This window comes from Streptomyces sp. TAA040, assembly GCF_000424845.1.
In genome coordinates this window covers 373479-395902 of sequence record NZ_AUKR01000002.1, presented here as the reverse complement: position 1 = coordinate 395902, position 22424 = coordinate 373479, and the positions used below count along the sequence as shown (strand labels likewise).

The window sequence follows — 22424 nt, the reverse complement described above, 5'->3', positions numbered from 1 at the left end:
CGCTTGCGCGGTCAACGCGCGCGAGAGCAGGCGTGGTGCGTACTCGGCCTCGGGCTTCCCCCGCTGGGGGAGGGGCGCACGGCGGTGCGTCCGGCACGGGGGCCGGTGGCCTCACTCCTCGGCCCGCGGATGTTCCAGAGCGAGGCGGACGAGGGCCAGGGTCTCGGCGATCTCGACGGTCAGCTCGTCCTCCGGCCCGAGGACCCGTACGAGGTCGGCGTGCAGGGGGACGAGCAGTGCGCCGGCCTCGGCGCTGCGGCCCTGCGCGAGCAGCAGCATGCCGATGTCGCGGCGCAGCACGAGGGCTTCCTCTCCCTCCTCGCCGTCGACCGACCGCACCATGTCGAGGACCGCGCGGAGCTCGGCCAGGGCGGCGGTGACCTCGCCCAGCTCGGCACGGCAACGCGCGGCCTGCGCGCGGCAGTCGAGCGCCTGCTCCCCGGCCGGCCCGGTGGTGCGCGCGTAGGCCTCCGCGAGCGCGTCGAACTCCGGCAGCGCGGCACGGACGTCGCCGCCCAGCAGGCGGCTCACCGCCCGCCGGGTCCGCAGCCCGAGCACGACCTTGTTGTCGGCTCCCAGGGCGCGCGCGGCGGGATCGACCACCTCGCCGACGACTTCCGCCGCCTGGGCGCAGCGCTCCTCCTGCATCAGCGCGTCGTAGTGGGCGTGGACCTCGCGGATCTCGGCCCGCAGGGTCTCCGGCATCGGGGCGGGAGCGGGGGAGTCGTCCGCGCCGCTCGCGGGCCGCTGCCCGGCCGCGCCCCGCGGTCGGGGCGCGTACGGGAGCCGGAAGAGGCCGGTCGGATCGGGCAGCCCGTGCGGGAGGGCATCGACGGGTAACGGCGCCGCACCGGGCGGGGGGACGAACGGAAGCAGGCGCTCGTACACCTCCTGCACGTCGGCGGGCCGGCCTTCGGGCTCCTTGGAGAGCAGGTGCAGGACGAGCGCCTCCAGCTCCCGCGGCACGTCCGCACGCAACCGGCCCAGGGGGGTGGGGGCGTCGTTGACGTGCCGGTACATCAGCACGTATTCGCTGTCGGCAGTGAACACCTTCTCGCCGCTGAGGAGTTCGTGCAGGACGCAGCCCAGCGCGTACAGGTCGGCCTGCGGTGTGATCCGCCCGCCGAGCACCTGCTCGGGCGCCATGTAGTGGTGGCTGCCGAGGGGGCTCCCGGTGGCCGTCAGTTTGGTGACGTCGGTGCGCAGTATGGCGGCGATGCCGAAGTCGAGGACCTTCACCGTCCCGTCCTGCGCGACGAGGATGTTGGCCGGCTTCAGGTCACGGTGGACGACCGGCACTCCGTGCGCGTGGGAGAGGACCGTCGCCACCTGGGCGAGGACCGAGGCCGCCCAGCTCACCGGCAGGCCGTGTCCGTCCGGTTCCCGGGCCGCGTCCACGCAGTCGGTGAGCGGCACCCCGTCGACGAGTTCCATCACCAGGTGCAGGTGCTCCAAGGCGTCGTCGAGCACCGCGTCGTACACCTGCGGCACGCCGGGGTGCCGGATGCGTGCCGTGACCCGCGCCTCGCGTTGGAAGCGCTTGACGAACTCCTGTCCGAGATCCGGTGAGGTCACGGACTGCCGGCGGATCAGTTTCACCGCCACCGGCCGGTCCAGCACGGCATCGTAGCCCCGCCACACGTCCCCCATGCCGCCGCGGCCGAGTGGGCCGAGGAGTTCGTACCGTCCCGCGATCGGCGTGTCCGCCACCGTTCCCCCGTCGCATGTCCCTCACCGGCGCCGCGCGGCACCGGCCCGTTCAGGTCGGGGACCAGTCTCGCGGTCGCGGTGATCGCCCGTCCACCGGTTCGCCTCCAGCAGGTGTATCAACCGGCCCGGTCGAGGTGTCCGGAGGTCGAACACCGCCACCGGCACCGCGCGTACCGATGAGGAGAGGGGCCGATCGGGCTGTGGGACAGGGGGCGAGCGCGCAGGTCCCGCGCTCCGCGATGTGCAGGCGTGGCTCCGCGCAGCCGTGGCGGCGGCCCTCGCCGCTTCGCGAGCGCCGGTCACGCGGGGGTCTGCTGCGGGGCTCGGCTCAGGCGGGGAGTTCACCGCCCTTGACGGCGCCGACGAACGACGACCAAGCGGCCCCGTCGAAGATGAGCGCAGGGCCGTACGGGGCCTTGGAATCACGCACCGGAACGCCCTCGGCATATCCGTCTGACACCTCCACGCATCCGCCCGCGTTGTTCTCGCTATGGCTGGACTTGCGCCAGGCGGGGAGAGTCGACGCGTCAGGGATCGTCTTCAACTTCGTACTCTTTCACGTAGGTGCGGATCAGATCGAAGGATTCATCGTCCGTGAGGGCCAGGGAGCGCACCGTGTCAAACCTCTGCGTCAGCTCAAGAACTCTTCTCGGCGACTCCACTGGTTCACCGGAGTCGAAGCTCTCGACTACGGCAATGGTCGCGCCATCGGGCAACGTGTGCAAGGTCAGGCTCCCCCCGAGCATCGGGTGCCCCCCTCGGTCGAAGGGGAGGACCTGCACGGTTACGTGCGAACGGACCGCGAGTCGCAACAGATGCTTCATCTGTGCAGCCATGCACGGTGGGTCACCGATGGGGCGCTTAAGTGCCGACTCGTCCATGATTCCCCAGTAATAGGGCGGTTCCTTGCGGTCCAGGATTCGCTGTCGCTTCACACGGATGGCAACGCGTTCGCTGATCTGTTCCTCGGATTCGCCCAGCTGGGATCTCCGGAAGGCCGCTCGCGTGTACCCCGGGGTCTGAAGAAGTCCGGGGATGACGCTGCTGTTGAAGACCTGGATGCGCCTGGCCTCGGGTTCCTTGTCAACGGCTTTCCGGCTGTAATCCGGAATCAGTGTGTCGTGGGCCAACTCAAGGAGTTCGGCCAGCACTCCGTCAGTATCGAAGAAGTGATCCAGCGTGTTGGCCATGGCTTCCGAAGGAAGCTGTTCCCCGAGTTCCACCCGACCCAAGTAACTGTGCGAGTAACCGCCCGCCCGTTCGGAGAGTTGGCGCAGGGACAAGCCCTTGCGCTCACGGAGCCGCCGCAGCCGTCTGCCGAGCCTGACCCGGGGCGTGAGCTTGGCGTTCTCGCTGTTCAACTCCACTCCACCGAACTCCTGTTCGGATCGATTCGCTGTCAACCCAGGGTATTCGGTGACAGTCCCGCCGTGTAACCGGCAGACCTCATCGGCAATATCTGTAAGGGTTGGAATGCGGTGCGTTACTACCCGTTCCATCGGGGTGCGCACACACGAGGTGTACGGAGGGATCATGAGTCAGCAAGCGGAGGATCGGCCCCCGGAGCGCCGGGCGGAAGTTGCGACACGAGCCGTCCGGCCGTTCCCGTCGAAGACTGCGGGGCGCGCGCCGAACCCGCACACGGCGAGTTCGGGCGCGACACGAGCGACGCCGACGTGTTGAAACGTCAGCACCGGCGACGGGAGTACCGCGGGCGACCTGCCGGACGTTCCGCTGCCGTGTCCTGCCGTGTCCTGCCGTGTCCTGCCGTGTCCTGCCGTGCGGAACGCGACGGCGGAGCCGGAGTGCGAGGCGCAGTCCGGCAGCGCGGACACGTACCGGGACCTGGCACGCGGGCTGCCGCCGGAACGTCGCGGACCGCATGGTCACGCCCCTCGGACGGGTTTCCGGCCGGACTCCCCTCGGCCGGCGTCCGGGGCGCCTACGAGTCGCCCACACGGGTGGAAAGTCACAGCCGATGGCGCGTTCCGGGGGGCGGCACGCTCGTGACCAGCAGCGTGGGCCGTATCGCCCGAAGACCCCCGGCCCGGCCGGTCATCCGCCCGCAAGGCCTGGACGGGTCGAGCCCCTGCCGGGCGGGCCCTGCACCGCATCCACCGTACGAATCGACCGAGGAGGAGACGTGCAAACGAGCCTCGCACGTACACAGACGACCGCACAGGCCCCGTGGGGACTGCGCCGTATGACCCCGCTGCGCAACGGGCCCCCTTCGCCCTGGCGGTACGCGGGCGTTGACCCGGTCACGCAGACCGGGCGATGGGTCGGGGAGGACGGCGCGATGACGCCGGCCGAACTCGGCAGGCACGGGACGAGCGTGAACACCTACCCGCCCACGCAGGTGGGCAAGGACGGCAAGGTGGACGCCGACTCCGGTCACGACGCGACGCAGGACTAGGGAAAGCTCCGTGGACGGACGCCCGGTGCTGGTCTGCACGCAGGACGAGGACGCCACCGCTGATCTGGTCATCGCGGAGTTGAACCGGCGCCGGGTCCCTGTCCTGCGCTTCGACCCTGGACGGGACTTTCCGGCCCTGTCGGTGCTCGCCGCACGCCTCGGGCCGGGCGGATGGGGCGGACAGCTCACTGTCGGCGACCGGGCGGCCGACCTGTCCGCCGTCCGCGCCCTGTACCACCGTCGCCCGAACGTCTACCCGACGGGCAGCGGCGAGCAGGCGGCCCGGTTCGCCGCTCAGGAGAACCGACGGGGACTGGGCGGGGTGCTGGGAGCGCTTCCGGGGTGTCTGTATCTCAGTCATCCGCAGGCCATCGCGCGGGCGGAGTACAAGCCCGCGCAGCTGGACGCCGCAGCACGGATGGGGCTCACGGTGTCGGCCACCCTGATCACGAATGATCCGGCGGAGGCCAAGGCCTTCTGCGCCGCGCAGCCGGCCGTGTACAAGGCCTTGCACACCGGTGCGTACGACCTGGAGGGCGAGCCCGCCGGTATCTGGGCCGCGCCCGTCGAGGCCGGGGAGATCGACGGCGCCGTCAGTCACAGCGCGCACCTGTTCCAAGCTCGGGTGCCCAAGGTGGCGGACGTGCGCGCGGTCGTTGTCGGTGAGCAGGTGTTCAGTGCTCGGATCACCGCGCCGCCCGGGGTCGTGGACTGGAGGGCGGAGTATCAGCGCCTCACCTATGAGTCCGTGGCCTGTCCGGAGGAGATGCGCGTGACGCTGGTGCGGTTCCTCGCCGACTTCGGGCTGAACTTCGGAGCCTTCGACTTCGCCGTGACCGCCGACGGCGCATGGTGGTTTCTGGAGTGCAACCCGAACGGTCAATGGGCCTGGCTCGAAGACGCGGCAGGACTGCCGGTCACCAGCGCAATCGCAGACCTGTTGGAGAACGGAGCGAGCCCTCATGACTGATCCCCTGCCCTCGGAGCGCCTGCGGGCCGACCTCGTGCGGCACCTGACCGAGTCCGGCGCACTTCGCAGCCCGGAGTGGGAAGCGGCCGTGTCGTCCGTGCCTCGTGAGGCGTTTCTCCCGCGTGGCTGGTTCGAGTACGAGGACGGCGGCTGGTACCGGCCTGTGTCCGGGCACGACGCGGCCGGACTCGGGCGGATCTACGAGGACGACACCCTCGTGACGCAGGTGGCCGGGGGCGTCTTCCCCGACCAGGTCGAGGGGCGCATCGCGGCGGCGCCCTCCTCGTCGTCCACCCTGCCGGGGCTGGTCGTGCGGATGCTCGAAGACCTGCGGGCCACCGAGGGAACGCGCGTCCTTGAGATCGGCACGGGCACGGGCTACTCCACCGCGTTGCTCTGCCATGTGGTCGGCGAGGACAACGTGACCACGGTCGAGGTGGACGCGGAGGTGTCCGCCCGCGCCGGGATGGCGCTCGGGGGCGCCGGCTACTGGCCTTCCCGGGTGGTCGGCGACGGCCTGGCGGGGTATGAGGAAGGCTGCCCGTATGACCGCGTGATCGCGACATGCGGCGTACACACCGTGCCGGCCGACTGGCTCGCGCAGACCCGGCCCGGTGGTGAGGTCCTGGTCACGGTCGCCGGATGGATGCACGCGTCCGAACTCGTACGGCTCACGGTCGCCGACGACGGCACGGCCAGTGGTCCGGTCCTCGGCGGGCAGGTGTCGTTCATGCTGGCCCGCCCGCATCTTCCGCCCCCGCTCGGGATGCTGCCGAACCTCGGTGAGAGCGACGCACTGCCCACGGTGTTCGGCGCGGACGTGCTCGACGACTGGACGGCCCGATTCGTCGCGCAGTTCGCCGCACCTCGCGCGCAGCGGTTCGCGCTCGAACGGGACGGCCGAACCGAACACGTCGTGATCGACGTGGACGGAGAATCGTGGGCGGTCGTCTTCTGGGACGGCGCACGGTGGAGGGTCCGGCAGGGCGGCCCGACGCGCCTGTGGGATCAGATCGCCGAAAGCGTCACACGCTGGCAGGCGGACGGGCGACCGACTGCCGATCGCATGCGGCTTCACGTCGGCCCGGATGGGCAACGGCTCACGTGGGAGTAGCCGACAACTGACAGCCCCCATGCGTTCCCTGGCCGCGTGCCGCGTGCCGCGTGCCGCGTGCCGCGTGCCGCGAGAGGGAGCGGTCGTTGCTCCCGCCGAAAGCGGCTGCCGGGTCGCGCTTCGGTGCGCGCGTTGCCGCTGGCACCCGGCGACCTGGTCGGCGACAAACCCTGGTCCGCCCGTGCGAGCCGCTCGGCAGCACGGTGCGGCGCTCCTCGGTCCTGGACAGTGCCGACCACGGGGCCGACGCGTGCCCGGGGTGGCGAGTGCGTTCGGTGTAGCGGGTGGGATCGGTGGGGTTGCTCGACTTGGCCCCATGACCTGCGTCTATGTCGTAGCGTGACAAGTAGTCACTCGCCGTCGTGTGTCGCTCGTACGCACGCGGCAGACCACGTGCACACGAAGGGAAGAGTGAAGGCCCATGCGGGACGAAGGCGGGACCACCGAGCGCGAACCGGAGCCGTTGGGGCAGCGGCCGGAGGACGAGCCGGGGCACGGCGTGGTGACGGCCTTCGGACGTCAGCTGAAGCTGCTGCGCACCCAGGCCGGCATGGACCGGGTGGAGTTCGGCAAACAGGTGGGGTATGCCCCGCAATCGGTGGCGTCGATCGAGCAGGGCCGCCGTATGCCTCAGCCGCACTTCATCGACAAGGCTGACGAGGTGCTGCGCGCGGGAGGTGTGTTGAGAGCCCTGAAAGAACTCGTCGCCCGGTCCCAGTACCCGGCCTTCTTTAGGGACATGGCTCGGCTGGAGGGGGAGGCGGTCTCACTCCACGTGTATGCGGCGTTGGCCGTGCCGGGGTTGTTGCAGACGGAGGATTACTCGCGTGCGGTGTTCACCATGCGTCGCCCACTACTGGACGACGAGACCATTGAAGAACGTGTCGCTGCGCGGCTGGCGAGGCAGCGTATCTTCGCGCGCCGCCCCCTGCCGACGTTGAGTTTCGTGGTGGAGGAATCGGTCCTGAGGCGTCCTGTCGGGGGTTCGGCGATCCTGCGGGAGCAGCTTGAGGAGATTCTCCGGGTCGGGCAGCGGCGCAACGTTGAAGTCCAGGTGATGCCGACTGCGCGCCAGGAACACTGCGGTTTGGCGGGGCCGTTCACCTTGATCGAAACCTGTGAGGGTCGGAGGATGGCATACGTTGAGGTGCAGCGTGACAGCCACCTGCACATGGAGAGAACGCTTGTCAGAGATGGCGAGGAGCAGTACGGCATTCTCAGAGCACAGGCGCTTACTCCGAGCGAGTCGCTGACCTTCATCAATAAGATTTTGGGAGAGACATGAGTGACCGGGTGACACAGGATGACTTGCCCGAGGCGGTCTGGTACAAGAGCAGCCACAGCAGTGGAGAGGGCGGTGAGTGCGTCGAGGTGGCGATGGCTTCCGCTTCGGTGCGCGTGCGGGATTCGAAGCGGTTGGACGGGCCTGTGCTGGCGGTCGGTCGTGAGGCGTGGGCCGGGTTCGTGGCCTTGGCCGTCGCGGGCCGTCAGGCGTAGCGACGGTCCGCGCCTGCGTGCACGGACGCGGTGCGCGCAGGCGCGGCCTGCCCCTACGCGGCGTCGTCCAACCCCTCCTCGCGGCGGATCATCCGCCACGCGGCGCGGCGGGCGCTGCGGTCGAGGCTGGATTTGAAGTTCCGGTCGGGGCCGAAGTACTGGCGGCCCAGCCCGGCGATGGAGTCGATGTGGTCGGCCATCTTGTCGGCGAAGACCCTGTCGAAGACCTTGCCGAAGTTGCCCTCGTCGTTGACGACGGCCGCGGCCCGCACCTTCGCATCGGCCTTGGCCTCCTCGAAGGGCTGAATCACGTCCTGCTCGGTGAAGTCCGTGCCGAACTTGGCGTTGAACTTCTCGATCAGCTCCGACAGCAGTGACTTGTCCGGGTCCTGGGCGCCGCCCTCACCGTCGCCGAACCCCTGCATCGTGGCGGGGCCCTCGGGGTTCAGGGAGACGTCGTGCTCGCCGGTCCTCTCCACCCTCAGGTGGCTGAGGTCGACCGCTCCGATGTCCACGCCGCCGTCGGCCCGGCCGCGCAGACGCGTGAGGAGGTACCGGCCGTAGAGGTGGAGCCGTTCGAGCTCGGGGTCGTGGTACGGCACGATCTGGGCGAGGAACCCGTACTTGCGCACGTAGTCGTGCAGGTCGGCGTGGAAGCCCTCGGCCGTCCGGACGTCGTCCTCGTCCTCGTCGTTGTCCCGCAGGGCCTCGTAGCGGACGACCGCGGGGGAGAGGCGGCGGTACAGCTCCGCGTGCAGCTTCTCCCACGCGGCCGTCGAGCCCGCGGCTCTGTCCTTCGCCGCGAAGTACGCGGTGGCGAACTCGTCCATCTCCGTCTCGGAGATGATCGGCGCGGACATGACCCGGCTCTGGGCCGTGTAGAGCAGGTTGGGGTCCGAGGGAAGCGTGTTCGCCTCCTCGAAGTACGGGCGGAACGCCTCTTTGATGTCCTCGGCCTCGTTGGTGAAGTCCAGGACGGCGAGGTCCGCTTGCGCCTTCCGCTCGGCGGTGCGGTTCAGACGGGAGAGGGTCTGGACCGCGGAGATGCCGGTCAGGGTCTTGTTGACGTACATCGTGGACAGCAGGGGTTGGTCGAAGCCGGTCTGGTACTTCTCGGCGACCACGAGAATCCTGTACTCGGGCTGCCCCTTCCCTCCCGCCTTCGCAGCCTTGTCGTCGGCCCGGGTGTAGTCGAAGGCCTTCGGCAGCGCGGTCTCCGACAGCCCGTCGTTCTCCTTCGTCTCCGTGGTCTCCTCGCCGTCGATGGTGAGTGAACCTGAGAAGGCGGCGAGGACGCCCACGTCCGGGTACTTGGTGTCGTAGTCGCGGTCCCGGAGATAGCTCTTGATGGCGCGGGCCATCTGCACGGCCGAGCGCCGGGACGCGGTGACGACCATGGCCTTGGCCCGTCCCCCGAGCCGTCCGCGGGTGTGGGTGACGAAGTGCTCGGCGATCACCTGGGCGTGCTGGGACACCGTCGAGTCGTGGGTGAGGGCGTAGCGGGCGAGGAGTGAGTTCGCCTTGCCGGGGTCCACCTCCAACTCCTCGCGGTTCTGGTTCACCAGCTTCCAGTACGTGTTGTACGTGATGTAGTTGCGCAGCGGATCGAGGATGAAGCCTTCCTCGATGGCCTGGCGCATGGAGTACGTGTGGAAGGGCCGGTAGGCCTCCTTCCCGTCCACCCGGTCCGGGGTGCCGAAGAGTTCGAGCGTCTTGGACTTGGGAGTGGCGGTGAAGGCGAAGTAGGAGAGATTGGCGGCCCGGGAGCGCTCAAGCGCCTTTCTCCGGAGCTTCTGTGTCACGGCGACGCTGGTCGCGCCACTGTCGGCGGAGTCCGAGTCGAGTCCGAGTTCGCGGAGAGCGGCGCGGACGGAGGTGGCCGCGTCCCCCGACTGCGAGGAGTGCGCCTCGTCGATGACGATCGCGAAGTGGGTGCCTTTGATCTCGGTCGGGGTGCGCTTGATGTAGTCGAGGAGCGCGGGGAACGAGTGCAGGGTGACGGTGACGATCTTGCCGGTGTCGCGGGAGAGGGCGCGGGCGAGCTGCTCGCTCTTGGCGCCCTGCTTCTCGTCCACCTTGACGACCAGCCCGTCCGTCTGCGAGAAGCTGCCGACGGTCGCGCGGAGCTGGGCGTCCAGGTTCCTGCGGTCGGTGATGACGATCACCTTGTCGAAGACCGGGCTGCCCGGCTTGATCCGGCCGGCGGCCAGGGCCTCGGAGTCGAGCGCGCGCGGATCGTTGCCGGCGTGCAGGTCGGAGAGGCGGTGCGCGAGCCATCCGATGGTGTTGGACTTGCCCGAGCCCGCCGAGGCCATGATCAGGTAGTTGTGCCCGGGGCCGTGGGCGGCGGCGTGCGCGGTCAGCTTCTTGACCACGTCCCACTGGTGGTAGCGCGGGAAGACCGTGGTCCGGGCGGTCGCGCCTCCGGGGGCCTTGGTCTTCTGCTGGTGGGCGAACCGCTGGAGGAGGTCGAGCCAGTTCTCCCGCTCCCAGACCTGCTCCCAGAGGTAGGACGTGGCGTACGTGCCGTAGGCGGCCGGAGCCGGATTTCCGGCACCGCCGGGGCGTCCGGGACCGTCAGAGCCGGTGTTGAAGGGCAGGAAGCGGGTGTTCTCGCCCTTGAGGTGCGTCGCGACGAAGACCCGGTCCGGATCGACGGCGAAGTTCGCGATCACCCGGCGGGTGAAGACCAGCTCGGTGGGGTCGCGGTCCGTGCGGTACTGCTGCTTGGCCTGCTCGACGCCCTGGCCGGTCAGGGGGTTCTTCAGCTCGGCGGTGGCGATCGGGATGCCGTTGAGGAACAGGGCGAGGTCGAGGCGGTGGTGCGCGTCGAGCTGCTTCGTGGCGTAGGAAAGCTCACGGACGACGGTGAGCCGGTTGGCCCGATAGCCGTCGAGAACCGAGTCCTCGGGGACGAGGTTCGGCTTGAAGTAGGCGACCCGCAGGCGGACCCCGCGATCCTTCACACCGTTGCGCAGGACGTGCAGCAGGCCGTCGGTGGCGATCGCCTGGTCCAGACGGCGTGCGAAGCCGCGCTGAGCCTCGTTGGCGTCACCGTAGACGGTCCGCAGCTCGTACCACTCCTCCGCCTGGGTCCTGTCGAGGAACTCGAACAGCTCCCGAGTGTCCAGACCGAGTTCCGGCTGATAGCCGGCAGGACCGACCTCGTGCCAACCGCGCTCGGTCATCGCGGCGACGATCGCGGAACCGAACGCGGACTCGTCGTGGGCGGGGCTCATACGCTGATTCCCTCCGTGGTGTTCCGTCCGCTGGCGGTGGACACGTCGAACTGACCGGTGACGGCCGCGGTGATGAGCGCCTGACGCCGTTCGGTAATGCGGGCGTCGAACTCATCGAGTTTGCCGCGAAGGGGACGCAATTTGCGAATCTGATCCCCAATTTCATGCTGTTCTTTGAGAGGTGCGACCGGGATCGGAATGCGCCCGAACATATCCCAGTTGCGGAAGTCGAACGCGCGTTCTCGCGTACTGTAAGAGAATCCAGTGAGATAGCCTTGCAGGGATAGAATTCGCAGCAGTCTTCCGTAGTAAAGCGCGTCACCCTCTTTGCGGGGTGTCAGTACATGATAGACCGGGCTGCAATTTCCCTCAGCTTCAGAAGTGCCGATTGCGCCAGCGAACCCGTCCAATCCATGCACGATGACATCGTCCACTCGTACATGGACACCGTGTGGTTCGAGAGAAGCCGAATTTGTATAACCTTCGGCACGTCTCAGTGAGCGAGCGGTAACTTGCCCGTCCCGAAAGGCTGTAATAACCTCTGAAGTGTCCGCGGTGGCGCGATTGTGTTTGTCGAGTAGCCAGCGCATGGCGATGAGCGGATCCCCCGTGCTCGGCTCAGCAAGGCTGCTTTTCCCGATTATGTTGAGCACCCGGGTGTCGATGCGATCATTTAGTAGTTTATGTTGAAGTGCGCGTGAATGCGTAATCGCGGCGAGTTTGCTAATCTCGGCGTCGAGGAAATCGGCGATTCGGCGCTGTTCTGCTTCTGGGGGTTCGGGTAGCGGGAAACGTTTAATGTCTCGCTGGAAAAGATGTGGGACCCCCATGCCGTCCTTGACGGAATTAATGTGAGATTGAATGGGGGTGCTGGCGATTACATATCGCAGGAAACGTGGCTCCATTGAAGAGGTTCGAATCACCGCGATTGAGCCATTGACTGTAGCTTCGCAGGGAATGTCCTGGGCGATGTTCACGATTCCGAGAGTGTTCCCGTCTTTCGCTAGCAAGACATCCCCCTCTCTCAGCTTGAGTTCCGGGGATTCGTGATAGCGAAACTGTGAGATATAATTCACGTTCGCGTAGTCAATTGTGCGAGTTTTGATGTTCGGAGTAGCTAGAAAGGCGTAACCTTCTTCTTGGTACTCGGCCGCCGTGAGTGCCTTCCAGCCGATACGCGCTTTTACGGATGCGATTCGGTCCAACCGTGTGATGCCCCAATGTGGTGGCAACGAAGCAAGAACGTCGTTCATTCCGTCACCTCGCCGAGGAGGGCCTGGATCTCGGCCTCCAGGGTCTTGAGCTCCGCGTCGATCTCGGCCAGGGGCCTCGGGGGCTCGTAGACGTAGAAGTGCCGGGTGAACGGGATCTCGTAGCCGGTCCTGGTCTTCGTGTGGTCGATCCATGCGTCCGGGACGTGCGGGTGGACCTCACGTTCCAGGTACTCCTCGACGTCCTCGCCGAGCGGGACGTTCTCGTAGTCCCGGAGTTCCGTGTCCGGCTCCGTCTCGCCCTTGATGCGCTGCACCTCGCCCTCGGGGTCGCGCACGCCGACCGCGTCGCGCAGGGCCTTCGCGAAAGGTGCGCCCGTCGGCCAGAGCAGGCCGGCGGCGACCACGGCGTCCTTCAGGTCGACCCAGGCGTCCGCCTTCTTGGGCCAGGACGAGCCCAGCCGCGTACGGAGAGCACCCACGAACGCCTCGGGGTCCGTCAGTTTCTGGACCGGCTTTGCCGCTGCCAGGGCCGTCAGCGTCTCCTCGGTGACCTCGAAGCGGAGCTTCAGCGGACGCTCGACCGTGATGCGCTGGTAGCCGAAGGCGGTGTTGTCGAAGACCTTGACCTTGCCGTGAAGCGGGTGGTCCGGGTCGTCGGCGACGTGGACGGCCTCCGCATACAGTTGCGTCACCTCCCGGATGTGCTGCGCGCTCAACTCCTTGCGCTTGTCGCCGAGGGACTTGCGCATCTTCTGCCACTGGTCGCGCGCGTCCAGCAGGACGACCTTGCCCTTGTGCTCCGGGGCCTTGCGGTTGGTGAGAACCCAGAAGTACGTGGAGATGCCGGTGTTGTAGAAAAGCTGGTCCGGCAGGGCGACGACGGCTTCGAGCCAGTCGTTCTCCAGAATCCAGCGGCGGACCTCCGACTCGCCGGAACCGGCTCCGCCCGTGAAGAGCGGAGAGCCGTTGAAGACGATGGCGACGCGTGAACCGCCCCCGCCCTTGACGTCCACCGGCTTCATCATCGAGATCATGTGCTGGAGGAAGAGGAGCGAGCCGTCGTTGATCCGGGGGAGGCCCGCGCCGAACCGGCCCGCGTCGCCGAGGTGCCGGTGCTCGTACTCGACCTCGTCCTTGACCTTCTTCCACTCCACGCCGAACGGCGGGTTGGCCAGCAGGTAGTCGAACTTCTCGCGGCCGTGGCCGGGGTCGCTGAAGGAGTTGCCGAAGGCGATGTTCTCCGGGTCCTGCTCCTTGATCATCAGGTCGGACCGGCAGATGGCCCAGGACTCGGGGTTGAGCTCCTGTCCGTGCACCTCGACGGTGGCGTCCTTGTTGTGGGACCGGATGTACTCCTCGGCCGCCGAGAGCATGCCTCCGGTGCCGCAGGCCGGGTCCATGACCGTACGCACCACACCGGGAACCTGGAGCGCGTCGCCGTCCGGGGCGATCAGCAGGTTGACCATCAGCCGGATGACCTCGCGGGGAGTGAAGTGCTCGCCCGCCGTCTCGTTCGACTGCTCCGCGAAGCGGCGGATCAGCTCTTCGAAGACGTACCCCATGTGGTGATTCGAGACCACGTCGGGGTGCAAATCCAGGTCGGTGAACCTGCCGATGACCTGGTAGAGCAGGTCCGCGCCGTCGAGCCGCTTGATCTGTTGCGCGAACTCGTACTTGTCGAGGACCTCGCGGGCGTTCTCCGAGAAGCCGCCCACGTAGATCTGTAGCAGCTTCGCCGCGTTCTGCGGGTCGGCGGCGATCCGCTTCAGCGTGAGGTCGCTCCTGTTGTAGAACGAGTGCCCCGACGCCTTGCGGAGAAAGTGGGCCGTGTCGATGTCCTGGCCCTCGAAGCGGGCCACGGTCTCCGCGACCTGCTCGCGGGTCGGCTCCAGGACGCACTCCAGGCGGCGCAGCACGGTGAAGGGCAGGATGACCTTGCCGTAGTCGGACTGCTTGTAGTCACCGCGCAGGAGGTCGGCGACGGACCAGGCGTGGTTCGCCAGCTCCGTGTGCTTACTGCTGTTCAAGGGGTTCCCCGGTTTCCTTCCTGACCTGTCCCGCCCGAGAGGAGCGGGTGCGGTCCAGTGTGGTGGATGGGAGACGGCTCCGTGGGCGCTTCCGCAGGGATCGTCGTCGGCCCCTGGACCGGCTCGTCGGCGAGCCGGTCCGGCCCTCGCGTGCCGGAACGCAGCGCGGGTCGCACATGGCGCGGGCCGGTGTTCGGGAGGGTGGGCGGTGCCGGGATCAGGGGTGTTCCCCCGGGTGCCGCTCGCCACGGCTGTTCCCGTCCCGCCCGTCCCGCCCGTCCTGCTCCGGGGGCCCGTCCCGCCTTCCCGGGGCGTCCTGCCCTCCGGGGGCGTCCTGCCCGCCGCGTTCGCGGCGGCCGATGACGTCGATCATGTCGCTGATGGTGCCGACGGCCTCGGGGGAGAGGTTCACCGCGCGCAGCGCCATGCTGCGGATGCCCGCGTCCCGAAGGGCGCCGAGCAGTTCGAGTTCGGCGGCGATCCCGGTGCTGCGGTCCTCCTCGAAGAAGTAGGCCACCGGGACCTGGAAGAACTGGGCGAGGGCTTCGAGGTGGCGTTTGGTGGGGTTGTCGCGCCGGCCGGTGCGCAACTGCCACAGGTAGGTGGCGGAGAAGCTCTCGCCGGTAGCCTCACGGCAGGCGCGGGCGACCTCCTCGTGGCTGTACTGCTCACGGCTGGGTCGGCGCACCACGCGGAAGAGCGCGTCGATCCGCTCCGCCAGGCTCGTGTGCTCGTCCGTCCCGGCCACTTCTCCGCCCGTCCCTCCCTCGGCAGGGGATCGACTCGTGCGGGCCCCCTGCCCCTCCCCGCCATCCTAAGGGCTTGTCCGGTCGGGGGCGGGGGGCTTGTCCCCGCCCCGGCGCCGAGGCGCGCGGCGGGGGCCCGGCGCCGGTGCGGCCCCCCGCCCTGCACCCGCACCGGACCCCCGTCTCGCCCCCGCGCCCCCCGCGCCCCCGCCCCCCCCGCGCCCCCGGGTCAGCGGGCGGGCGCCTCCAGGAGGCGCTGGAGGCTGCCCACCAGGTGCAGTGCGGCGCTGCGCCCGCTCTGGTCCAGGGCTGGTCCGTGCTCCGCGGCCGGACGGCCGGTGTCCGGAGCGGCGGGGGCGGACCGGTTGTCGGCGACGACCCGCAGCGCCGCTGCGGCCTGGCGGGCGAACAGCGCCAGCAGGTCGAGCTCGTCCAGGCTGGAACGGGACTGGGGGACCGGGTCGAGCACCTCCAGCACGCCGAGAATCCGGTCGTGGTGCAGCAACGGTGCCGCCATGATCGAGTCCGGTACGTAGGCGGTGGACTCGGCGAAGTCGCGGGCGAAGGCCGTGTTGTGCGTCAGGTCGTCGACGACCATGGGTTCCCCGGAGGAGACCACCCAGCCGGCGATGCCGTCGCCGGCCGGGAACCGCCGGCCCACCAGGGTGTCCTCCCCCTGGCCCGCGACGGCCTGGAAGACGAGTTCGTGCGCTTCCTCGTCGTAGAGGAACACCGAACTCGCCTGGGCGTCGAAGATGGCCCGCGCCACCTCCACCACCGAGTGGAGCAGTTCCCCGGCCGCCGGGTCGGGCTGGTCGGCAGGTCTCCCGCCGGTCGTGACCGGCGTCGAGTCGTGGGCTTCGATCACGATGTACCTCCGGTGCCTGTGTGCACGTTGGCCGCCGACAGGTAGAGGGCGTTCTTGAGCTGGAACGTCGTCATCCTGCGGTGTTTGGAAAGGATGCGGGCGCAGAGCCCGGCCACGAACGGAGTCGCGAAGCTGTTGCCGGTGGTGCGGATGGACGTCCCGCCCAGCCAGGCCGCCCGGACGTTCTGCCCCGGCGCGAAGAACTCCACCGGCGGGGCGGGGTTGTACAGGTGCAGGTCGGGATCGTCCTCCTGGTGGCTGCCGACGGAGATGACCGAGGCGAAGCGCCAGGGGAAGCTCTCGACGGGGGTGTTGTGCGCCGAGGCGACGATCACCGTCCGGCGGAAGTACGCCTCGTCGGCGAGGCTGTGGAGCTCCTCGGCGAACCGGGTCCGAGTGGTCGACAGGCTCAGGTTGATCACGTCGAAGTTCTGCCGGACGGCCCAGCGCAACCCGGTGAGCATCATGTCCCCGGTGCCGGAGAACCGCTCGCCCAGCACCCGGACGCTGTGGATCTCGCACTCCGGCGCCGTCCGGCGGACGATGCCGGCGCAGGCGGTGCCGTGGCCGCAGGCGTCGGACGCCTCGGTCGGCACCACCGTGCAGCCCTGCTCCTCCTGGACCACCCGCCAGGAACTCTGCACGGGCCCGACCATCGGATGGTCCGCCTCGACCCCGGAGTCCACCACGCACACCCGTACCCCCCTGCCGCGCGCCCCGCCCCACGCCCAGGACGGGGGCGCGGGCTGCCCGTCGGCTTCGATCGCCACGTCCTCCGGGCGCCCGGCGCGGAGCTTCCAGGTCAGTCCGGCGCGGGTGCCCGGGGCCGCGCCTCCCCGCTCGGCGGTGTCCATCGCTCAGTCCTTCCCGTCCGGCGCGGTCCGTGCCGCACCGGCTGCCCGTGCCGCACCGGCTATGCGTGTCCGGAGGTCCGCCGCGCGGCGGGCTCCCGGCAGATGGCCCTTCTCCGCCCAGCACCGGTCGGCGGCGGCCACCGCCTCCTCGGCCCGTTCCCACCGGCCCAGGAGCCGGTCCACCTCCGCGCGGTCCGTCCAGGCGACCCCCCGCACCACGGGCGAGTCGGTCGACTCGGCCGCTTCGACGGCACGCTCGGCGCGTAGCACGGCCTCCTCCCGGCGGCCGTACGCCGCCGCCAACCGGCCCCGCATGCCGTCCAGATCGGCCGCGTCGGCGCGCGGCAGCCGCTCCGGGCCGGCGCCGGAGTCGAGCCGCTCGGCGGCTTCGGCGTGCCGGCCCTCCTCGACGAGCAGACGCGCGTGCTCACGCGCCACCGCGCCGCCGAGGGTTCCCGGCGGCGCGTGCTCCGCCGCCTCGGCCAGCAGGTCCGCCGCCCTGCGCGGCCGCCCGGCCAGCGCCTCGACGGCGGCCCCGAAGACGGGGAGCACCACCCGCCCCTCGGCGAAGCCGAGTTCGTCAACGAGGCGACGGGCCTCCGCCAGCCTTTCCCGGGCGCCCTCCCAGTCCTCCTCCAGGGCCAGCAGCACCGCGAGCGGGCAGTTCAGGGTCACGCGTACGGTCGCGCGGGTGCCGCCGTGCTCGTGGAGCAGCCCGCGGCAGCGGCGCACGGCCTCCGGTACCCGCTCGGGTCCGCGCCACAGCGAGATGCCGACCGCTCCGAGCGCCGCCGCCCGCTCCGGCTCCGCGTCCGCCCGCACCGCGTGGTCCAGCGAGCGGGTGAGCAGCGCGTCGGCCTCCCCGTGCCGCCCCTGCAACTGGCGCTCCTGCGCCATCCGCAGGCACGCCCGGGCGACCCCGAGGTCGTCACCCGCGGCCTCGAACACGGCGAGGGCCCGGCGGGCGGTCCGCGCGGCGTCGCCCGGGGCGGTCGCCGCCATCGAGAGCCGGGCGTGGGCGGTCTCCACCGGGTCGCGGGACTCGGCGAGCACCGCGGTGAGGAGTTCGTGTCCCGTCCCGGTCCGGCCGGTGGCCAGCCGCACCTCGCCGAGCCGGCGGGTGGCGGTCGTCCAGGTCGGCCCCCCTGCGGGGGCCAGCCCGGCGGCGCGGGAGAGCAGCGCCTCGGCCCAGCTCAGGTCGGCGCGGGCCAGCGCCCTTCCGCCGACCTCGGCCAGCCCGGCCGTCGCGCGGTCCCGCAGCGCCTCGGTACGGGCGTCCAGCAGGCCGAGTTCGGTGCGGTACCGGTACGCCCGCTCCAGATGGCCGACCGCCTGTACCTCCTGCCCGAGCCCGGGCCCAAGGCCGACGCCGGGTCCGACGCCGACGCCGGGCCCGGGTCCGATGCCGACGCCGGGCCCGGGTCCGGGCGTTCCCGAGCGGACCGGTTCGGGGCCGGTGGTGGCCCCGAACCGGTCCGGACCGTCCAGCGCGGCGGCGCGCTCGTGCCGTTCGGCGCGTACCCGTTTGGCCATGGAGTCGTAGGTGACCTCGTGCAGCAGACCGCTGCCGAACCGGTGCGCCGCGGCGAGGGAGGTGGGTCGCCCGACCGGCTGGATCAGCCGCCGCCGCCGCAGGCCGGCCAGCGCCGTACGGACCGGATCGCGCCGGACGCCGCCCGGTCCGGTCCGGCCGCCCGGCTCTCCGCCGTCGTCCGGTACGGCCCCGGCGCCGCCCCCCTCCTGACCGGCGCCGGTCAGGGGGCCGCCCGGGGTGCGCTCGGCGGCGGCCAGTGCGGTGATCCGGGCGGTGTCGAACTCGCGGCCCAGTACGGCGGCCAGGTCCAGCACGGCCCGTTCGGAGCGGTCCAGGGCGTCGAGCCGGGCACCGAGCAGGGCCTGGAGCGTGGGCGGCAGCGAGGCGCCGCGGCCGGACTCGTCGGCGGTGGTCAGCAACTGCTCCAGGTAGAAGGGGTTCCCCCCGGCTCCCTCGATGATCTCCGACGGCACGGCGGCCCGGTGGGCCTGCACTTCGACGAGGGCACCGGCCATGGTCTCGGCCTCCGCGGGCGAGAGGCCGCCCAGCATCAGCGCCCGCGACCGCAGGCGTCCGCTTCCCCAGGAGGGTCTGCGGTCCAGCAGGTCCAGCCGGGCCGTGCAGACGAGGAGGACGGCGGACAGGTCGAGTTCCTCGATCAGCCGGTCCAGGACGTCCAGCAGCAGTTCGCTCGCCCAGTGGCAGTCGTCCACGATCAGGACGACCGGGCGCCGGCGGGCCACGGCGGACAGCAGGGTCGTCAGCGCGGCGCAGGTGTCGTCCACGGACGGGTTGGGGGTGCCGTCCTCCAGCAGGCCGGCCCCGAGCACCGAGCAGGCCGCCCGGACCGAGGCGCGTTCGGCGGGTTCGGCGGCGCGCAGCAGCGCGTCGGCCGCCCCGCCGGCGCCTGCACCGGCGGCGGCGGCGGTGGCGGTCGGGGCCGGGGCCGGGGCCGGGGGCCGGGCCGGGGCGGTGTTCCGGCCGGTGGCGGGGCCCGCCCAGGCGTCGGCCAGCAGCTCCTGCACCGCCTCGGCCAGCGGGGCCAGGCTTCCCCGGTCGCCGTAGGAACGGCAGCGCCCGGACCCCGAGGCCGCCCCCGGCACCACGGAATCCCGCCACTCGCGCACCAGCCGGGTCTTGCCCATGCCGGCCTCCCCGTAGACCGTGACCAGTTGGGAGCCGCCCCCCTCGGCCGCGCCGTCGAGCGCGAGGCCGAGTTCGCCCAGCTCGCGCCGGCGGCCGGTGAACGGCACGTCGAAGCGGCGCAGCAGCTCCGGCGCGTCCTCGTCCACGGCCAGCAGTCGGTGCGCGGTCACGGCGGCGTCCTTGCCCTTGAGGCTGAGCGCCCCGACGGGCTCGGTACGGGCGGCCGGGCCGGCGGCCGACAGCGTGCCGTCCCCGATCAGGACCTCGCCCTCGGAGGCGTTCTGCTCCAAGCGGGCGGCGATGTTGACCGTCTCGCCCGACACGAGCTTCTGCCGCGCCGACACGTCCGAGGTCGTCACGACCGGGCCGGTGTGCACGCCGATCCGCACCGCCAGCCGTACGCCGAGGGTCTGGGACAGCTCGGTGTTCAGCGCCGCCACCGCGTCCTGCATGCCGAGTGCGGCGGTCAGCGCCCGGCGGGCGTCGTCCTCGTGGATGACCGGAATCCCGAACACGGCCATCACGGCGTCGCCGATGAACTTCTCCACCGTCCCGCCGTACTCCTCGATGCGCTCGCTCATCGCGTCGAAGTACCGCAGGGTCACCGCGCGGAGCGCCTCCGGGTCGAGCGCACCGGAGAGTGCCGTGGAGCCGACCAGATCGCAGAAGACGATCGTCACCACCTTGCGCTCCTCGACCGCCGCGGCGGTGGGGCAGGCGGCGCCGCAGTGCAGGCAGAACCGGGCGGTGCCGGGGAGCGGCAGGTGGCAGGCGGAGCAGTCCATGGCGGGTCCTCGGGATCGCGGCGGGACGCACGGCCGGAGGGCGGCGGTGCGGTGGCGCAGGGGCGTGTCCTCCCGGCGGGTGCCCGCGCGGGCGCTGCGCGGGCACCGGTGCCCTGCCGGTCGGGAGCGATCCGGTGCCGCGGGTCGGTGCGGTCGGCACGGCACCCGCGGCGCGGGGTCAGAAGAGCGCACCGCCCGCGATCTCGCTGTGGGCCTGCACCTCCGGTCCCAGTTCGCCGAGCCGTGCCTTGATGTCGAGGAGCAGCGCGAGCTCCTCGGCGGAGAGGTCACGCAGCAACGTGCGCTGGCCCTCGCTGAGGTCCTGCACGGTGTAGCCCTCCGCGGCAAGCGCGGCCAGCACGTCCGTCTGCTCATCCATGTGTGACCTCCGTCGGAACCACCGGCGTGCCGTGCGGCACTCCGGTCGGTGCGGGGCCGGCGAGTCCGGCGAAGAGCCGGACGAGGGCCCCGGTGGCGGTCAGCCCGCTCACCGCCACGGCTCTCGCCAGCTCCGGCGTCAGCGGGAGCGCGTCGATCCGGTCGAACACCGCCCGGGCGTGCCCGGTGTCCAGCTCCGCGTGCTCCCGGACGGTCCGGACGGCCGACGGCGGGAGCCGCGCGGCGCCGACCAGCCGGTCGGCGAGCCAGGGCGCCGGGGCGTTGCTCTCCAGCACCGCGATGTAGCCGAGCAGCGCCACCGGGTGGTGGTGCTCGATCCAGTAGTACTGGGGGCCCACCAGCGCGGCGACCGCCGCTGCCGGCTGGCGGTCCAGCACCTCGGACGGCTCCGCCCCCAGGACCGCGAGGTCGTCCAGCAGCCATTGGTCGTGGTCCCGTTCCTCTGCGATGTGCTGCTCCAGGTACCGGGACAGGGGACCGGCGACCGGGTCCGCGGGGCCGAGTGCGGCGCAGCGCCGGTGGGCGCGCTCCATCAGCGGCACCGAGGCCCGGATCACCCCGTGCATGGCGTGCAGGTAGGCCGCGTAGCGCTCGGGGAGCCCGGGCCGCCGCCACAGTTCGTTGAGCACGGCCCGCACCGCCGGTGCCGTCAGCAGCAGCCGGACGCGCAGCGCCTCCCCGGCGGGTGCCGTCCCGGCGGGCGGCGGGCCGTCGGCGGGCCCCCTCACCGGTCCCTCCCGGGCGGCTCCGTGCCCCCGGGCGGTGCCTGGCCGCCGAGAGGCGGCTCCGGGACGCCGGACCCGGGCAGCGCGACCAGTTCCGCGTACACGGGCACCCCGTGCCGCCGCATCAGGGCCACCGGCCCTTCCCCGACCAGGTGCCGGGCCGTCTCCCGGTCCAGGAGCGCGCCCGCCGCTCCGGAGGCGAGCCGCCGCGCGGTGCCGAGCGCCGCCGGAAGGTCGCTCAGCTTCCGGCAGCCGGCACAGTACCCGCGGGGGGCGCCCTCGCCGCCGGGACCCGCGCGGGACAGCAGGTGGGCGGGCCCGGCACTGCGCACCATCCGCAGGACCGGGGAGTCCGCGCTGTGCCGCCGCACCTCGGGCCAGCCGTCCGTGCCGATGTGCCCGAGCCGCAGGTGCGGCGGTGCCGGGCGCCGGTCCACGGTCTGCTGGTTGCAGCAGGCCAGGACGGTTCCGTCGGGGGCCACGACCGGCCAGGCGGCCATCGAGCACGGCTGCACCCGTCCCGGATTCTCGCCCTCGGGCGCCGCGGCGGCCCAGGAGGCCGCGCGGCCCAGCGGACGCACGGAGTTGACGAGCATCGGGACGCGGTCCGCGAAGGTGCGGCGGATCTCGGCGGTGACGTCGGCCAGGTACGGGTCCTCGGCTCCGCGGCCGGTGAGGTGGAAGCTCGCCGGGATGCCCCAGTCGAGCACCCGGCCCACCATGCGCAGGACGTCGGCACGGGCGATCTCGCGCTCGTGGAAGACGTCCAGGCTGACCGAGAAGTGGTCGACCGCCCGCACGGCCCGGGCGACCCGGTCCGGGATGCGGCCGCCCGCGGCGAAGAACGCGCCGCTGAGCAGCGCCGTCCGGGTGCCCCGCAGACGTGCCTCCCGGGCCAGGTCCACCACGAGGTCCGGCAGCAGCAGCGGTTCGCCGCCGGTGAGCATGACCACCTCGGGGCGGTCGTCCGCGGTGAACGAGCGGACGAAGCGGAGCAGGTCGGCAGCCTCCGGCTCCCCGGAGGCCATCGTGGAACCGGACGAGCAGTGGGCGCAGTGCAGCGGGCAGCGCCGGGTGAGGGTCATCAGCAGGCCGGCCCCGGGCTGCGGCCTGAGCCGCATCAGTTCGGCGAGTTCCACCTGCCGCCGCCTCCTCGGATCGTTCCGGCGCGCTCTGACCG

General features: G+C 71.0%; 18 protein-coding genes. 5 read left to right on the top strand and 13 right to left on the bottom strand.

Annotated features, from left to right (window positions below):
* Positions 1-111: 111 nt before the first annotated feature.
* From H300_RS0103770 to H300_RS0103765, 3 genes are all read right to left on the bottom strand, one after another.
* Complete coding sequence (locus H300_RS0103770; RefSeq protein WP_028426369.1) at positions 112-1710, bottom strand: serine/threonine-protein kinase; 1599 nt, start codon at positions 1708-1710, stop codon at positions 112-114.
* A 328-nt stretch (positions 1711-2038) separates the two neighbouring features.
* Positions 2039-2254, bottom strand: a complete 216-nt coding sequence (locus H300_RS29760) for a DUF397 domain-containing protein (protein ID WP_078515689.1) — start codon at positions 2252-2254, stop codon at positions 2039-2041.
* Positions 2238-3077 (bottom strand): Scr1 family TA system antitoxin-like transcriptional regulator, encoded by an 840-nt coding sequence (locus H300_RS0103765; protein WP_028426368.1) that lies wholly within the window; start codon positions 3075-3077, stop codon positions 2238-2240. The genes H300_RS29760 and H300_RS0103765 overlap by 17 nt, the downstream gene beginning before the upstream one ends.
* A 776-nt stretch (positions 3078-3853) precedes the next feature.
* On the opposite strand from H300_RS0103765, the gene tgmA reads away from it, so the two are divergent.
* The 5 genes from tgmA (at position 3854) to H300_RS0103740 (ending at position 7707) form a co-directional block, all read left to right on the top strand.
* A complete protein-coding gene (gene tgmA, locus H300_RS0103760) occupies positions 3854-4126 on the top strand; it encodes a putative ATP-grasp-modified RiPP (RefSeq protein WP_486583536.1) in 273 nt (90 codons plus the stop codon).
* Positions 4127-4136: 10 nt separating this feature from the next.
* Entirely contained in the window at positions 4137-5096 is a 960-nt protein-coding gene (gene tgmB, locus H300_RS0103755; RefSeq protein ID WP_028426366.1) for an ATP-grasp ribosomal peptide maturase, read from the top strand.
* Positions 5089-6210, top strand: a complete 1122-nt coding sequence (tgmC, locus tag H300_RS0103750) for an ATP-grasp peptide maturase system methyltransferase (RefSeq protein ID WP_028426365.1) — start codon at positions 5089-5091, stop codon at positions 6208-6210. The genes tgmB and tgmC overlap by 8 nt, the downstream gene beginning before the upstream one ends.
* Positions 6211-6631: 421 nt before the next feature.
* The gene (locus tag H300_RS0103745; RefSeq protein WP_028426364.1) at positions 6632-7495 is read left to right on the top strand and encodes a Scr1 family TA system antitoxin-like transcriptional regulator; all 864 of its coding nucleotides are present in this window, start codon (positions 6632-6634) and stop codon (positions 7493-7495) included.
* Complete coding sequence (locus H300_RS0103740; RefSeq protein WP_051269407.1) at positions 7492-7707, top strand: DUF397 domain-containing protein; 216 nt, start codon at positions 7492-7494, stop codon at positions 7705-7707. The genes H300_RS0103745 and H300_RS0103740 overlap by 4 nt, the downstream gene beginning before the upstream one ends.
* Positions 7708-7760: 53 nt before the next feature.
* Here the strand turns inward: H300_RS0103740 and H300_RS0103735 are convergent, their stop codons facing one another.
* The 10 genes from H300_RS0103735 to H300_RS24770 form a co-directional block, all read right to left on the bottom strand.
* Positions 7761-10946, bottom strand: a complete 3186-nt coding sequence (locus tag H300_RS0103735) for a type I restriction endonuclease (RefSeq protein ID WP_028426362.1) — start codon at positions 10944-10946, stop codon at positions 7761-7763.
* Positions 10943-12199 (bottom strand): restriction endonuclease subunit S, encoded by a 1257-nt coding sequence (locus H300_RS29755; protein WP_486583535.1) that lies wholly within the window; start codon positions 12197-12199, stop codon positions 10943-10945. Before H300_RS29755 ends, H300_RS0103735 begins: the two co-directional genes overlap by 4 nt.
* Positions 12196-14187 (bottom strand): HsdM family class I SAM-dependent methyltransferase, encoded by a 1992-nt coding sequence (locus H300_RS0103725; RefSeq protein WP_028426361.1) that lies wholly within the window; start codon positions 14185-14187, stop codon positions 12196-12198. The genes H300_RS29755 and H300_RS0103725 overlap by 4 nt, the downstream gene beginning before the upstream one ends.
* A gap of 217 nt (positions 14188-14404) precedes the next feature.
* Positions 14405-14935: a helix-turn-helix domain-containing protein gene (locus H300_RS24780; RefSeq protein WP_106966667.1), complete on the bottom strand. Its 531-nt coding sequence runs from the start codon at positions 14933-14935 to the stop codon at positions 14405-14407.
* Positions 14936-15162: 227 nt separating this feature from the next.
* Positions 15163-15801, bottom strand: a complete 639-nt coding sequence (locus H300_RS0103715; RefSeq protein ID WP_028426360.1) for a GAF domain-containing protein — start codon at positions 15799-15801, stop codon at positions 15163-15165.
* Positions 15798-16655 carry a S8 family peptidase gene (locus H300_RS0103710; protein ID WP_028426359.1) on the bottom strand — a complete coding sequence of 286 codons (858 nt, stop codon included), beginning with the start codon at positions 16653-16655 and terminating at the stop codon, positions 15798-15800. The genes H300_RS0103715 and H300_RS0103710 overlap by 4 nt, the downstream gene beginning before the upstream one ends.
* Positions 16656-16658: 3 nt before the next feature.
* Positions 16659-20120 (bottom strand): adenylate/guanylate cyclase domain-containing protein, encoded by a 3462-nt coding sequence (locus tag H300_RS32105; protein WP_078515688.1) that lies wholly within the window; start codon positions 20118-20120, stop codon positions 16659-16661.
* Positions 20121-20298: 178 nt separating this feature from the next.
* Complete coding sequence (locus H300_RS0103700) at positions 20299-20499, bottom strand: aroma-sacti cluster domain-containing protein (protein ID WP_028426358.1); 201 nt, start codon at positions 20497-20499, stop codon at positions 20299-20301.
* Entirely contained in the window at positions 20492-21247 is a 756-nt protein-coding gene (locus H300_RS0103695) for an iron-containing redox enzyme family protein (protein ID WP_078515687.1), read from the bottom strand. The genes H300_RS0103700 and H300_RS0103695 overlap by 8 nt, the downstream gene beginning before the upstream one ends.
* Positions 21244-22383, bottom strand: coding sequence for a radical SAM protein (locus tag H300_RS24770; RefSeq protein WP_051269405.1), 1140 nt, complete (start codon positions 22381-22383; stop codon positions 21244-21246). The genes H300_RS0103695 and H300_RS24770 overlap by 4 nt, the downstream gene beginning before the upstream one ends.
* Positions 22384-22424: the final 41 nt, after the last annotated feature.